At 68.2% G+C, this 14,151-nt stretch carries 13 protein-coding genes; 11 read left to right on the top strand and 2 right to left on the bottom strand.

Translation table 11 applies throughout. The features are described 5' to 3' along the window. Positions 1–2 precede the first annotated feature (2 nt). From purN to JOB34_RS14165, 3 genes are read left to right on the top strand one after another with little or no spacing between them, the layout of a single operon-like run. Entirely contained in the window at positions 3–626 is a 624-nt protein-coding gene (gene purN / locus JOB34_RS14155; protein ID WP_347813875.1) for a phosphoribosylglycinamide formyltransferase, read from the top strand. Then, on the top strand, positions 623–2,233 hold the full coding sequence (purH, locus tag JOB34_RS14160) for a bifunctional phosphoribosylaminoimidazolecarboxamide formyltransferase/IMP cyclohydrolase (RefSeq protein ID WP_208053277.1): 1,611 nt from the start codon (positions 623–625) through the stop codon (positions 2,231–2,233). The genes purN and purH overlap by 4 nt, the downstream gene beginning before the upstream one ends. Positions 2,234–2,249: 16 nt before the next feature. Further along, positions 2,250–2,654 carry a secondary thiamine-phosphate synthase enzyme YjbQ gene (locus JOB34_RS14165; RefSeq protein WP_208053278.1) on the top strand — a complete coding sequence of 135 codons (405 nt, stop codon included), beginning with the start codon at positions 2,250–2,252 and terminating at the stop codon, positions 2,652–2,654. 10 nt (positions 2,655–2,664) lie between these two features. On the opposite strand, the gene JOB34_RS14170 is transcribed toward JOB34_RS14165, so the two are convergent. After that, positions 2,665–3,123: a GNAT family N-acetyltransferase gene (locus tag JOB34_RS14170; protein WP_208053279.1), complete on the bottom strand. Its 459-nt coding sequence runs from the start codon at positions 3,121–3,123 to the stop codon at positions 2,665–2,667. Between the two features lie 70 nt (positions 3,124–3,193). On the opposite strand from JOB34_RS14170, the gene JOB34_RS14175 reads away from it, so the two are divergent. Continuing rightward, positions 3,194–4,039: a bifunctional methylenetetrahydrofolate dehydrogenase/methenyltetrahydrofolate cyclohydrolase gene (locus JOB34_RS14175; protein WP_208053280.1), complete on the top strand. Its 846-nt coding sequence runs from the start codon at positions 3,194–3,196 to the stop codon at positions 4,037–4,039. Beyond that, positions 4,036–4,293, top strand: coding sequence for a DUF3017 domain-containing protein (locus JOB34_RS14180; protein WP_208053281.1), 258 nt, complete (start codon positions 4,036–4,038; stop codon positions 4,291–4,293). The genes JOB34_RS14175 and JOB34_RS14180 overlap by 4 nt, the downstream gene beginning before the upstream one ends. Positions 4,294–4,355: 62 nt before the next feature. Here JOB34_RS14180 and JOB34_RS14185 read toward each other — a convergent pair whose 3' ends face one another. After that, positions 4,356–5,345 (bottom strand): malate dehydrogenase, encoded by a 990-nt coding sequence (locus JOB34_RS14185; protein ID WP_208053282.1) that lies wholly within the window; start codon positions 5,343–5,345, stop codon positions 4,356–4,358. A 188-nt stretch (positions 5,346–5,533) separates the two neighbouring features. Here JOB34_RS14185 and JOB34_RS14190 point away from each other — a divergent pair, with 188 nt between their 5' ends. The 6 genes from JOB34_RS14190 to JOB34_RS14215 form a co-directional block, all read left to right on the top strand. Further along, positions 5,534–5,926, top strand: a complete 393-nt coding sequence (locus tag JOB34_RS14190) for a PPOX class F420-dependent oxidoreductase (RefSeq protein ID WP_208053283.1) — start codon at positions 5,534–5,536, stop codon at positions 5,924–5,926. A 113-nt stretch (positions 5,927–6,039) separates the two neighbouring features. Then, on the top strand, positions 6,040–7,260 hold the full coding sequence (locus tag JOB34_RS14195; protein WP_208053284.1) for an NADP-dependent isocitrate dehydrogenase: 1,221 nt from the start codon (positions 6,040–6,042) through the stop codon (positions 7,258–7,260). Between the two features lie 4 nt (positions 7,261–7,264). Beyond that, positions 7,265–8,188: an NAD-dependent epimerase/dehydratase family protein gene (locus tag JOB34_RS14200; RefSeq protein ID WP_243758105.1), complete on the top strand. Its 924-nt coding sequence runs from the start codon at positions 7,265–7,267 to the stop codon at positions 8,186–8,188. Between the two features lie 316 nt (positions 8,189–8,504). Continuing rightward, on the top strand, positions 8,505–10,040 hold the full coding sequence (locus JOB34_RS14205) for a sugar transferase (protein ID WP_347813872.1): 1,536 nt from the start codon (positions 8,505–8,507) through the stop codon (positions 10,038–10,040). After that, entirely contained in the window at positions 10,040–10,777 is a 738-nt protein-coding gene (locus tag JOB34_RS14210; RefSeq protein WP_208053285.1) for a hypothetical protein, read from the top strand. The genes JOB34_RS14205 and JOB34_RS14210 overlap by 1 nt, the downstream gene beginning before the upstream one ends. A 92-nt stretch (positions 10,778–10,869) precedes the next feature. Continuing rightward, positions 10,870–14,151: LamG-like jellyroll fold domain-containing protein (locus JOB34_RS14215; protein WP_208053286.1), on the top strand; the 3,282-nt coding region annotated here is incomplete at its 3' end.

The raw sequence follows: 14,151 nt of genomic DNA on the forward strand, positions 1-14,151 counted from the left end.
TCATCGTGTCCGAAGCCGCTGCACCGGTGTCCATCGTGGTGCTCGTCTCCGGGTCTGGCACCCTCCTGCAGGCCCTGATCGACGCGACCGCCGACCCCGCGTACGGCGTGCGGATCGCGGCCGTCGGTGCCGACCGCTCCGACATCGAGGGCCTCGCCCGCGCCGAACGTGCCGGGATCGCGACCTTCGTCTGCCGGGTGCGCGACTTCCCCGACCGGCATGCCTGGGACGCCGAACTGGCCGACATGGTCGCGGCGTACGACCCGGCCCTGGTGGTGTCCGCGGGCTTCCTGAAGTTGGTGGGCGAGCGGTTCCTGGCGCGGTACGGCGGTCGCTACCTCAACAGCCACAACGCACTGCTGCCCAGCTTCCCCGGCATCCACGGCCCCGCCGATGCGCTGGAGTACGGCGTGAAGGTCTCGGGCGCCACCCTCTTCGTGGTCGACGAGGGCGTCGACACCGGCGCGATCGTGGCCCAGACCACCGTGCCGGTGCACGGCGACGACACGGTCGACGCGCTCACCGAGCGCATCAAGTCCGTCGAGCGCCCCCAGCTCGTGGACTACGTGGGCCGGATGGCCCGCGAAGGTTTCACCGTCAACGGACGAAAGGTCCAGATCCCGTGACACAGCACGCGAACGAACGCCGACGCCCCATCCGCCGGGCGTTGGTGTCGGTCTACGACAAGACCGGTCTCGAGGCGCTGGTGCGCGGCCTGCACGAGGCGGGCGTCGCGCTCGTCTCGACCGGCGGTTCCGCGCGCTTGATCGCCGACCTCGGCGTGCCGGTGACGGCGGTCGAGGACCTGACCGGCTTTCCCGAGTGCCTGGACGGGCGGGTCAAGACATTGCACCCGAAGGTCCACGCAGGGCTGCTGGCCGACACCGAGAACCCCTCGCATGTGGCGCAACTGGCCGATCTGGAGATCGAGCCGTTCGACCTGCTGATCTCCAATCTCTATCCATTCACGGACACGGTCGGCTCCGGCGCGAGCGAGGCCGAGTGCGTCGAGCAGATCGACATCGGCGGCCCGTCCATGGTGCGCGGTGCGGCCAAGAACCACCGCTCGGTCGCCGTGGTGACCGACCCCACGACGTACGACGAGGTGCTGGCGGCCGTCCGCGCGGGCGGGTTCACGCTGGGCGAGCGTCAGAGGCTCGCGGCGGAGGCGTTCGTGCACACCGCGACGTACGACGTGGCCGTGGCGTCGTGGATGGGCAACGTGCTCACCGACACCAGCGACGGTGAGGGCTTCCCGGCGTGGGTCGGCGCGACGTACGACAAGGCGCGCGCGCTGCGGTACGGCGAGAACCCGCACCAGGCGGCGGCGCTCTACTATGACGGTTTCCTGCCCTCGCCGGGTCTGGCCCAGGGGGAGTTGCTGCACGGCAAGGAGATGTCCTTCAACAACTACGTCGACGCGGACGCTGCCCACCGGGCGGCGTACGACCACGGCGGGGCGCCGACGGTGGCGATCATCAAGCACGCCAACCCGTGCGGGATCGCGGTGGGCAGCGACATCGCCGATGCGCACCGGCGCGCACACGACTGCGACCCGACGTCGGCGTTCGGCGGGGTCATCGCCACCAACCGCGACGTCACGGCCGAGATGGCGGACACGGTGAAGGACATCTTCACCGAGGTCGTCGTCGCGCCCGGTTTCGATCCCGAGGCGCTGGAGATCCTGAAGGGCAAGAAGAACATCCGGCTGCTGCTGGCCGACCCGCGTGAGCAGGTGGGCGAGATCCGGCACATCTCCGGCGGCATGCTCATGCAGCACTCCGACAACGTCGACGCGATCGTGCACGACGACGCCGGCAAGGTCATCGGAGGCGACCAGTTCGCCTCATGGCGGCTGGTGTCCGGCGATCCGGTCGAGGAGGACATCGCGCGCGACCTGCAGTTCGCGTGGCGCGCGATCAGGGCGGTCAAGTCCAACGCGATCATGTTGGCGCGCAACGGCGCATCCGTCGGCATCGGCATGGGCCAGGTCAACCGGGTCGACTCCTGTCACCTCGCGGTGAACCGTGCGGGCGCCGAGCGGGCGCGCGGCGCGGTCGCCGCATCCGACGCGTTCTTCCCGTTCCCGGACGGGTTGCAGGTGCTCATCGATGCCGGCGTCATCGCGGTCGTGGCACCGGGCGGGTCGATGCGCGACCAGTCGGTCATCGACGCGGCGCAGGCCGCGGGCATCGCGATGTACTTCACGGGCACCCGCCACTTCGCGCACTGAGCGGGAGGATGGGGTCATGCAGACCGAGACGATCGAGATTCGCACCGGCGATGGCGAGGTCGTCCTGGACATCACCCGGCAGTGCGAGGGAGTCCTGCGCGGGGTGGACTCGGGACTGCTGCACGTCTTCGTCCCGCACGCCACGGCCGGCGTCGCGATCCTGGAGACCGGCGCGGGTAGCGACGAGGACCTGCTGCACGCGCTGCGGGACCTGTTGCCCGCCGACGACCGGTGGATCCACCAGCACGGCAGCAAGGGCCACGGGCGCTCGCATGTGATGCCGGCGCTGATCCCGCCGTACGCGACGGTGCCGATCGTCGACGGTCAGCTGGCGCTCGGCACCTGGCAGAGCATCTGCCTGGTCGACCTCAACGTCGACAACCCCGTCCGCCAGGTGCGTCTGTCGGTCCTGCCCGGCTGAAGCCGGCCGCTCAGGTGAGGCGCTTGGCGTAGCAGCGGGAGAGCGGCTCGTCCTTGTAGTAGCCGAAGCCGGGGATCGTGTCGTAGCCGAGGCGTTCGTAGAGCGCCATCGCCTCCGGCTGCGCCGTCCCGGTCTCGAGGATCAGCCGGGTGAACCCCAGGGCCCGCGACCGTTCCTCCAGTACGCCGAGCAGGCGCGCCGCGTGCCCCTCGCGACGCCGCGAGGCACGCACGTACATCCGCTTCAGCTCCACGTCGCCGGCGCTCGCCGAACGCAACCCGGCGCACCCGATCAGGCCGCGTTCGTCGGCAGCGACCACGAACGTGCCGACGGGCGGCGCGAACTGGTCGGGCGCCACCGGCGTCGCATCGACGCCGCCGTACCGCGCGGTCATGTCGTCGTCGAGCTCGCGGATGAGGGTCTGCGCGTCGGGATCGGTGTAGGCCACGGTGCGGACGGTCCAGCTCACGATCGGTGACGTTACCGGGCGCCCGCGACCAGGCCCCGCTCGCCTAGGCGCCCGTGCGAGGATGTCCGCCGTGACGGCGATCGTGATGGACGGCAAGGCCACCCTGGCGACGATCATGGACGAGTTGCGGGTGCGCGTCGAGGCCCTGAAGGCGCTCGGCGTCACTCCGGGGCTCGGCACCGTCCTCGTCGGCGATGACCCGGGCAGCCACTGGTACGTCGGCGCCAAGCACCGCGACTGCGCCAAGATCGGCATCAACTCCATCCGTCGCGACCTCCCCGCCGGCGCCACGCAGGCCGAGGTCGAAGCCGTCATCGACGAGCTCAACGCCGACCCCGACTGCACCGGGTTCCTGGTGCAACAGCCCACGGGTCTGGACGAATTCGCGCTGTTGTCTCGAGTCGACCCCGACAAGGACATCGACGGGCTGCACCCGTTCAACCTCGGTAAGCTCGTCCTCGGCGAGAGCGGCCCGCTGCCGTGCACGCCGATCGGCGTCATCGAGCTGCTGCGCCGCTACGAGGTGCCGCTCGCCGGCGCGCACGTGGTGGTCATCGGGCGTGGGCTGACCGTGGGCCGGCCGCTCGGGCTGCTGCTGACCCGCCGTACCGAGAACTCCACGGCCACGCTGTGCCACACCGGCACGCGTGACCTGGCCTCAATCGTGCGCACCGCGGACGTCGTCGTGGCCGCCGCGGGGGTGCCCGACCTGGTCACCGCCGACATGGTCAAGCCGGGCGCGGCCGTCCTGGACGTCGGCGTCTCGCGGGTCGACGGCAAGATCGCCGGCGACGTCGCGGCCGATGTCGCCGAGGTCGCCGGTCACGTGTCGCCGAACCCCGGGGGTGTCGGGCCGATGACGCGCGCGATGCTGCTGGTCAACGTCGTCGAGGCGGCCGAGCGCCGGCTTCGATGAGGCCCGCGCGCCTCGGTCCCGCCTGGTGGACCATCGCGCTGGCCAGCGTCGTGGCGTTGCTGATCGCCTACTTCGGATCGTTGCGCGCCGGCGGGTACGCGCTCGCGGTCGTGCTCCTGCTCGCCGCGTTCCTGCGTCTCCTGCCCGCGTCGGTCACCGACGGCCTCGCCGTGCGCTCGCGGATGGTCGATGTCCTGACGCTGTGCGGTTTCGCGCTGGCGATCGTCGTGATCTTCGCCGTCGTCAAGATCTGAGACCGCACCTACGAAGGCCCGGCGCGATCGCTCGCGCCGGGCCTTCGTCGTGGAGCGGTGGGTCAGATCAGGCCGAGACCCTTGACCGCGTCGCGCTCCTCGCCGAGCTCCTTGACGGTGGCGTCGATCCTGCCGCGGGAGAAGTCGTCGATCTCCAGGCCCTGGACGATCGACCACGTGCCGTCGGCGACGGTGACCGGGAAGGAGGAGATGAGGCCCTCGGGCACGCCGTACGAACCGTCGGAGCAGACCGACATCGACACCCAGTCGTCGGCGGGGGTGCCGGCGGCCCAGTCGTGCACGTGGTCGACGGTCGCCGACGCGGCGGACGCAGCCGAGGACGAGCCGCGCGCGTCGATGATCGCTGCGCCGCGCTTGGCGACGGTCGGGATGTAGGTCGACTCCAGCCACTGCTGGTCGTTCACGACCTCGGCGGCGACGCGGCCACCGACGAGCGTGTGGAAGAGGTCGGGGTACTGGGTGGCGGAGTGGTTGCCCCAGATCGTCATCTTCTTGATGTCGGTCACCGATGCGCCGGTCTTGGCGGCCAGCTGCGAGATGGCGCGGTTGTGGTCCAGACGGGTCAGCGCGGAGAAGCGCTCCTGGGGGATGTCGGGGGCGTTCGACATCGCGATGAGCGCATTGGTGTTGGCCGGGTTGCCGGTCACGGTGACCCGGATGTCATCTGCCGCAACGGAGTTCAGTGCCTTGCCCTGCGGGGCGAAGATGCCGCCGTTCGCCTCGAGCAGGTCGCCGCGCTCCATCCCGGGTCCGCGCGGACGGGCGCCCACCAGCAGCGCGTGGTTCACGCCGTCGAAGATCGTGTTGGGGTCGTCGCCGATCTGCACGCCGGCGAGCGTCGGGAACGCACAGTCGTCCAGCTCCATGACCACGCCCTCCAGCGCCTTCAGCGCAGGGGTGATCTCCAGCAGCCGCAGCTCGACCGGGGTGTCGGCCCCGAAGAGCGCGCCGCTCGCGATGCGGAAAAGCAGGCTGTAGCCGATCTGGCCGGCGGCGCCGGTGACGGCGACCTTGACGGGCGTGGTGCTCACGGGTGGGAACCCCTTCGTGTGGACGGCGGGCACGCGCAGAAGGGCGCGCCCAGTGAATGACTTCGACGGTAGCAGCGCGGGTTTGCGGGCCGAAACGGCCCGCGAGCGATGGCCGAGAGGGGATGTCGGACGACGGACGCGCCCGTCCCTAGGCTGACCCTAGGACGACACCCCGCCGAGGAGCCGACATGGACCTGCCCGCTGAACTGCTCGCTCTGCTGCGTGCGCCCAGCCCGTGTTTCGTCACCACGCTCATGCCGGACGGCGGCCCGCAGATCACCCAGACGTGGGTCGACACCGACGGCGAACACGTCCTGATCAACACGGTCGTCGGTTTCCAGAAGGTCCGCAACGTGCAGCGCGATCCCCGGGTGGCGGTGGCGGTCTCCGACCCTCAGCAGCCGTGGCGCTACTTCGAGGTGCGCGGACGGGTTGTGTCCATGAGCACCGATGGCGCGGTCGAGCACATCGAGGCGCTGTCGCAGCGCTACACCGGTCGGCCCTATCCCTGGTACGGCGGTCGTGACCAGCAACGGATCGTCCTCACCATCGTCGCCGACTCGGTCCATACCGTGGGCTGACCCCACCGATTCCGGCCAACGGGCCGCCCCGCGATACTCTCGCAGGGCGGCCCAGTTCCCATCCGCGACGGGCCGCCCGACGACACACCGTCCCTCGAGGAGCTACCGCCCGCATGGAGAAGATCAAGGTCAAGAACCCCATCGTCGAACTCGACGGTGATGAGATGACGCGCATCATCTGGCAGTTCATCAAGGACCGGTTGATCCATCCCTATCTGGACGTGGACCTGAAGTACTACGACCTGGGCATCGAGAACCGGGACGCGACCAACGACCAGGTGACCGTCGACTCCGCGAACGCCGTCAAGCAGTACGGCGTCGGCGTGAAGTGCGCGACGATCACCCCGGACGAGGCGCGCGTCGAGGAGTTCGGTCTCAAGGAGATGTGGCGCAGCCCCAACGGGACGATTCGCAACATCCTCGGCGGCGTGATCTTCCGCGAGCCGATCATCATCAGCAACATCCCGCGGCTGGTGCCTGGTTGGACCAAGCCGATCATCATCGGCCGTCACGCACACGGCGACCAGTACAAGGCGCAGAACTTCAAGGTGCCCGGCGCCGGCACCGTGACCATCACCTTCACGCCCGAGGGCGGCGGCAAGGAGACGACGTACGAGGTCGCCAAGTACGGCGACGACGGCGGCGTCGCAATGGGGATGTTCAACTACAACAAGTCGATCGAGGACTTCGCGCGCGCCTCGCTCACCTACGGCCTGGACCGCAAGGTGCCGGTCTACCTGTCGACCAAGAACACGATCCTCAAGGCCTACGACGGTCAGTTCAAGGACATCTTCCAGCGCATCTTCGACAACGAGTTCAAGGCGAAGTTCGACGCGCTGGGCATCACCTACGAGCACCGGCTGATCGACGACATGGTCGCAGCGTCCCTGAAGTGGGAGGGCGGCTACCTGTGGGCCTGCAAGAACTACGACGGTGATGTCCAGTCCGACACGGTGGCGCAGGGATTCGGCTCCCTCGGCCTGATGACCTCGGTGCTGATGACCCCCGACGGCAAGACCGTCGAGGCGGAGGCCGCGCACGGCACGGTCACCCGGCACTACCGGCAGCACCAGCAGGGCAAGCCGACCTCGACCAACCCGATCGCTTCGATCTTCGCCTGGACCCGCGGCATCTCCTACCGGGGCAAGATAGACAAGACCCCGCAGGTCACCGCCTTCGCCGACACCCTCGAGCGCGTCTGCATCGAGACCGTCGAAGAGGGCAAGATGACCAAGGACCTGGCCCTGCTGATCGGCAAGGACCAGCCCTACCTGACGACGCAGGAGTTCCTCGGCGCGATCGACGAGAACCTGCAGAAGGCCATGGCCGGCTGAGCCGTTGGCAACGATCCTGGTCACCGGGGGAGCGGGCTTCATCGGCTCCAACTTCACCCGGGCGGCGCTCGCGGCGGGGCACACCGTGCGGGTGCTCGACGACCTCTCGACGGGGTTGCGCGACAATCTGGGTGACATCCATGCCGAGGTGGTCATCGGGTCGTTGACCGACCCCGAGGTGCTGGCCGGTGCGGTCGCGGGCGTCGAGCACATCGTGCACCTCGGGGCGATCGGAAGCGTGCCCTCCAGCGTGCGGGATCCGGTGCGCTGCAACGAGGTCAACGTCACGGGCACCGTCGGCCTGATCGAGGCGGCACGCGCCGCCGGCGTACGGCACGTGGTGTTCTTCTCTTCCTCCGCGGTGTACGGCGCGAACCCGGCCACCCCGATCGGCGAGCGCGACTGGGTGCGGCCGATGTCGCCGTACGGCGTGAGCAAGCTGAGCGGGGAGCAGTACCTGCTGGCCGCGCAGCAGTCCTACGGCCTGCAGACGCTGGTCTTCCGCCCGTTCAACGTCTACGGGCCGGGCCAGCGGGCCGATCACACGTACGCCGCCGTGATCCCGGCCTTCCTCGATGCGACCCTGGCCGGGCGCCCGCTGCGCATCGAGGGCGACGGGGAGCAGACCCGCGACTTCCTCTTCGTCGCGACGGTGTGCCGGGTGCTGCTGGCCGCGGTCGAACGCGGCGTCTGGCACCCCGAGCCGGTCAACCTCGCCTACAGCACGCAGACCTCGATCAACGACCTGGTGTCGGCCGTCGGGCGTGCTGCCGGCGCATATCCGCAGGTGGAGCACGTACCTGGTCGGATCGGCGACGTGAAGCACTCGCGAGCTGCCAACGACACTCTGCGGCAACTCTTTCCGGACATCGAGCCCGAGTCCCTCGACGAGGGCCTAGCGGCCACCGTCGCGTGGTGGACCAGCTGAACGCGCCGACGCGCAGCGTAGGAGCAGGCCGAGTGGGTCTGCGGCTCCTCCGTCTTCCCCTCGCTCCCTGAATCGCGAGCCGCACCCTGTGTGGCCCGAAGTGGGCGCATACCACACCGAGCGGCGCCTGGGCGCTCCATGCGCGATATTTTGCAAGCGGCAGCGGATCATAGCAGAGCTGCGCTCTCATCGGGCCGTAGGTGGAATGCTCTTCCGAACTTGACCAGCCGTAAAGAGCTAGTCATCACCCATGTTCGGACCACCTGATGGGAGGGTCGTGACCGATTTCGCAGATTCGGGCGTCGTGCACCCTTCCGTGAGCGACCTCGAAGAGGTCTCCCCGATCCCGATGCCCGCGCCGGCGCCCATCACAGTGGACGGGCCGGCGGTCGCCGGAGCGTGGGGCGCAGGCACCGCGCTCGCCGTTCCCATCGAGCGTGCGCGCGCCCAGGACTGGTCGAGGCCGTATCTCGCGGCGACGCTCGTGGTCGATGTGCTCTGCGCGATCGTGTGCGGCGTCGCCGCCGTGGCGGTCTCCGGAGCGGTCCCACTGCGCGATCCCATCCCGCTGCCGTACGTGGTGCTCCTCGTTCTCAGCCCGTTCGCCTGGGTGGGCACGGTCACGGTGTGCCACGGCTACGAGCGTCGCTATCTCGGGATCGGAGCCGAGGAGTACCGGGCGCTGATCTCCGCTGCGATCCGCCTGCTGGCGTTGTCGGCGTTCGTGTCCTACGCGATCTACGTCGACCGTCCCTACCTGTCGCGCTTCTTCGTCCTCGTCTACTTCCCGACACTCCTGGGCACGTCGCTCGTGGCGCGGTTCGCGCTGCGCAGGCAGCTCTACCGGGCCAGGTGGCAGGGACTCGCGTGTCAGCGTGCCGTGGTGGCAGGGCAGGACCATGCCGTGCGCAACCTGGTGGCCGATCTGCACCGGGAGACCCAGCACGGCATCCGTCCCGTCGCGATCTGCACCGGGGACACCGTCGACACGGTCGGCGGCGTCCATCGGGAGGGGTCGGTGCACGAGACGGTCCAGGTCGCGCGCAAGTACGCCGCGAACGTCGTCGTGGTGGCCAGCCCCTCCGACCTCGACGGGATCGAGCTGCGACGCCTGTCCTGGGAGCTGGACGACCTCGGTATCGAGCTGGTCGTGTCTCCCGGGGTAGTCGAGGTGACCGGACCGCGCATGTCGATCCGGCCGGCGGCGAATCTGTCGTTGCTGCATATCGAGCGACCGGCCCTGCACGGTCTCAACGCGGCGAGCAAGGCGCTCTTCGACCGGGTGGTCGGGGGGTTGCTGGTCGTTCTCCTGTCACCCCTGCTCCTGCTCGTCGCCGTGTTCATCAAGGTCCGCGACGGCGGCCAGGTGTTCTACCGGCAGACGCGGGTGGGGATCGATGGAAAGGACTTCACCATGTTGAAGTTCCGCTCGATGGTGCCCGACGCCGAGCACCAACTGGCGATGGTGCGCATCGATGGCGACGACGGCAACGGGGTGCTCTTCAAGCGTCGGCATGACCCTCGGGTCACCCCGATCGGCAAGGTGCTGCGGCGGTTCTCACTCGATGAGCTGCCACAGCTGGTCAACGTCATGCACGGCGACATGTCGATCGTGGGCCCGCGGCCACCCCTGCGGTCCGAGGTCGACGGCTATGGCGCGGACGCGGTCCGACGGCTCCGGGTCAAGCCGGGGCTGACGGGACTCTGGCAGGTGAGCGGGCGCAGCGACCTGTCCTGGGACGAGTCGCTTCGACTCGACCTCCGGTACGTCGACAACTGGTCGATGTTCCTCGACGTGCAGATCCTCTGGCGCACGGTGCGTGCCGTCATACGTGGAACGGGAGCCTACTGATGGCATCAGAAACGCTGAGTCACTCCGGACGAGGACGTCGAGGATCCTTGATCGCCGTCGCCTGTGTGGCACTCGGTGTCGCCGTGACGGGATGCGCGAGCTCCGCGCACGACGGCGCGGCCGACCGGCCGGGGTCGACCGCGTCCGGTGTGCCGAACGCCGTCGCGGGGCTGACGTCGACCCCGACAGCCGGCCCGCAGGATGACACGTCGCAGGTCTCGACCCAGCAGAAGCTGCCCAAGGGCGCGAGCACCGCGATCCCGAGCGACCCGCTCGCATCATCGGCGGTCGTACCGGTCGAGCGCGGCGGCCGGAAGGTGCGGCCGAGTATCTCCGCGATCGGTGGAGCCAGGCCCTTCACCCAGCCCGTCGAGTACGCGGACGGGCTGCGGCTCAGGATCACCCGGATGACCCAGAGCAAGGTGACCGGACAGGGGCCGGGCGTGTTTCCCGGCCGGCCGGTCACCGACTTCTACGTGACGTTGACCAACGGCACCAAGAAGCCGTTGTCGTTCGACGCCGTGGTCGTGACCGTCAGTTACGGCTCACCGGCCCGCCTCGCCCACCTCGTCTACGACCAGAACTCGGTCGATTTCGCCAGCACCGTTCAACCGGGCAAGTCCGGGAACGCCGTGTACGGGTTCTCGGTGCCGGCAGCGGATCTGAGCCAGGTCACCATGACCGTCGATCTCGACGGGCTCCACCAGCTTGCGACGTTCAGAGGAAAAGTGACGTGACTGAGCAGACCCCCCGTCCGGCCGTCACACCCACCCACTCGGCCCACCCGGTGACGACCCCTCACCCCGCATCACAGTGTTCAGGAGCGACGATGACCGCACTACGAACCACCCTGTCGCAGCGGTTGACTCGCCTGATCGCGATGGCGACCGCGATGGTGCTGCTCACCTTCGGGATGGTGATCGTCTCGAGCGCGACCTCGGCGCGAGCCGACACGGACCCGCCGGCGGGCACCCCCGCGACCGTGAGCGACGACGCCCTGCCGACCTGGCAGATCAACGGTGTCGTGTGGAGTCAGGTCACCATTGGCAACACCGTGTACGTCGCGGGCGAGTTCTCCCAGGCGCGTCCGCCGGGCGTCGCGGTGGGGGGACCCGGATCGGTCAATGTGGGCAACCTGATCGCATACGACATCACCACCGGAAACCTCATCACGTCGTTCAACCACACCCTCAACGCGCAGGCACTGGTCATCACCAAGTCCCCCGACAACTCACGCATCTACGTGGGCGGCGACTTCACGACGGTCGACGGCCAACCCCGGGGTCACATCGCTGCGTTCGACGTCGCGAGCGGTGCGCTCGTCCCCAGCTTCAGCCCCAATCTGAGCGGTGAGGTCAAGGCCATTACCGTCTCATCCAGCGCGGTGTACGCCGGTGGCGCGTTCGATTATGACGACGGCGTCTACCGCCATCACCTGGCCGCCATGAGCATCACGAACGGCGCCCGACTGCCTTGGGCGCCGGTGACGGACAACTACGTTCCGTGGACGATGATCATGACCCCGGATCAGTCCAAGGTCGTCATCGGCGGCCAGTTCGTGACGCTGAACGGTCAGGAGGTCGACGGCTTGGCGGCTGTCGATCCGGTCACCGGGAGCTTGGTTCCATGGGCTGCGTCGACGAAGATCCCTGACGCGGTGCACGGCGCGATCATGGGTCTCAGCACGGATGGCACCAACATCTACGGTTCGGGCTACGCGTTCGGGTCCGGCGCATCCTTCGAGGGCGAGTTCTCGCTGAACCCTGCAGACGGATCGATCAACTGGCTGAACGACTGCCAGGGCGACACCTACAACACCTTTCCCATGAACGGGGCGCTCTACACCGTCAGTCACGTGCACAACTGCGAGATGATCGGTGGGCTGACCCAGCTCAGCGACTGGAGCATCAACCAGAAGCACGCCCTGGCGTTCTCGACGACGTCGTCGGGCAACTACGACCGGGGACCCGATCAGTACGGGTGGAACTACAGCGCCTACCAGTACGCCAAGATCCTCACGTGGTACCCGAACTTCCTCTTCGGTTCCTACACGGCGCAGAAGCAGTCCGGTTGGTCGATCACCGGTAACGGCAACTATCTGTCCATCGGCGGTGAGTTCCCCTCCGTCAACGGCAAGGCCCAGTACGGGCTCGTGCGATTCGCGGTGCGGAGCAAGGCTCCCAACAAGATGGGACCGGCTGCGTGCTACCAGGCCCCGACCCCTTCTGCGCTCGCGATGGCCGGCGGATCCGCACGGGTCTCCTGGCAGGCGGCGACCGACCCGGACAACGCGAATCTGACCTACAACGTGTACCGGTCGGGCACGGCGGCGCCGATCTACACGACGACCCAGAGCAACCAGTACTGGAACTGCCCGCAGATGGGATATCGCGATACCGGTCTCGTCGGCGGGAAGGCGTACACCTACAAGATCACCGCCTCGGATTCGCTCGGGAACACCTACACCCTGCCGACGACCAATTCGGTCACGGCCAGTAGTGGTTCTCCCAGCCCGTACGCACAGGACGTCGCGAAGGACGGGGCGAGCGACTTCTGGACGCTGGGGGAGCCGAGCGGCAGCACGATCTACGACAGTGCGGGGTTCAACGACGCAACCGCTCAGTCGGATGTCACTCGCGGGGCGACAGGTCCCATCACTGGTGACCCCACGACGGCCTCGACCTTCGGCGGAAGCTCCAACGGGTTCGCAGCGACGAACTCCACGGTCGCGACGACTCCGGCGCTGAGTGTGGAGGCGTGGATTAAGACCACCACGACCAGCGGCGGCAAGATCGTCGGGTACGGCGACTCGAACACCGGGACCAGCGGCAGCTATGACCGGCACGTCTACATGGACAACGCCGGACACATCATCTGGGGCGTCTACCCCGGATCCGTCCAGACGATCCAGAGCAAGAACACCTACAACGACGGAGCCTGGCACTACATCGTCGCCTCCATGGACCCGACCGCGGGCATCGCCCTCTACGTCGACGGCAAGAAGGTAGCCGCCAACGCCGGCGTCACCTCCGCGCAGAGCTACTCCGGCTACTGGAAGATCGGTGGCGACAACCTCAGCGGGTGGACCAACCAGCCGAGCAGCAACTACTTCGCGGGCACCATCGGCGACGTGGCGATCTACCCTGCCGCGCTCAGCCTGGCGCAGGTCCAGACGCACTACACCGACGGTGGCGGAAGTCTGCCGACCCCGACGATCCCAACCGATGCGTACGGCAAGGCCGTCTACAACTCCAACCCCGCTCTCTACTGGCGGCTGGACGACACGGCGGGATCGACCGCCGCCGACGCGAGCGCCAATGGGGAGACCGGTGTCTACTCTGGCGGCGTCACGCTGGGTCAGCCGGGCGCGCTCGGCTCCCAGGGCACCGCTGTGACCTTCAACGGCACGGACGGCACGATCGGCTCCAGCGACCCGGTCAGCAACCCGACGGTCTACTCCGAGGAACTGTGGTTCAACACCACGACCACGGCCGGCGGCAAGCTCATCGGATTCGGCGACCAGCAGAGCGGGAACAGCGGGAACTACGACCGCCACGTCTACATGACCCCCGATGGCCGGTTGAACTTCGGCGTGTACCCCGGGTCGGCCAGCATCATCACCTCGCCGAACTCCTACAACGACGGCGCATGGCACCACATGGTCGCCACCCAGGGGCCGGACGGCATGAACCTGTACGTCGACGGCCAGGACGTGGCCAGTGGCCCGCAGACCCAGGCGCAGCCCTACACGGGGTACTGGCGCGTGGGTGGTGACAGCTCGTGGGCGGGCAACAACTACTTCGCCGGCACCATCGACGAAGTGGCGGTCTACTCCAGTGAGCTGAGCGCCAGCACCGTGCAGGCGCACTACGTCGCAGGCGGCGGCGTCCTCCCGAATCAGCCTCCGGTGGCTGCGTTCACGTCCTCGGTGAACAACCTGAACGCGTCGTTCGACGGGTCCGGTTCCAGTGATCCGGATGGGACGGTGGCCTCGTACTCGTGGAACTTCGGTGACAACAGCACCGCCGGTACGGGCGTGAACCCCACGCACGCGTACCTGTCCGCGGGTACGTACACCGTGACGCTGACGGTGACGGACAACCAGGGTGCG

This window comes from Allobranchiibius sp. GilTou38, from assembly GCF_017565325.1.
GTDB lineage: Bacteria > Actinomycetota > Actinomycetes > Actinomycetales > Dermatophilaceae > Allobranchiibius > Allobranchiibius huperziae.

Coding starts and splice junctions, on each gene's coding strand:
- JOB34_RS14165 (WP_208053278.1), top strand. CDS start 2,250: ATGCAGACCGAGACGATCGAGATTCGCACCGGCGATGGCGAGGTCGTC.
- JOB34_RS14180 (WP_208053281.1), top strand. CDS start 4,036: ATGAGGCCCGCGCGCCTCGGTCCCGCCTGGTGGACCATCGCGCTGGCC.
- JOB34_RS14190 (WP_208053283.1), top strand. CDS start 5,534: ATGGACCTGCCCGCTGAACTGCTCGCTCTGCTGCGTGCGCCCAGCCCG.
- JOB34_RS14195 (WP_208053284.1), top strand. CDS start 6,040: ATGGAGAAGATCAAGGTCAAGAACCCCATCGTCGAACTCGACGGTGAT.
- JOB34_RS14210 (WP_208053285.1), top strand. CDS start 10,040: ATGGCATCAGAAACGCTGAGTCACTCCGGACGAGGACGTCGAGGATCC.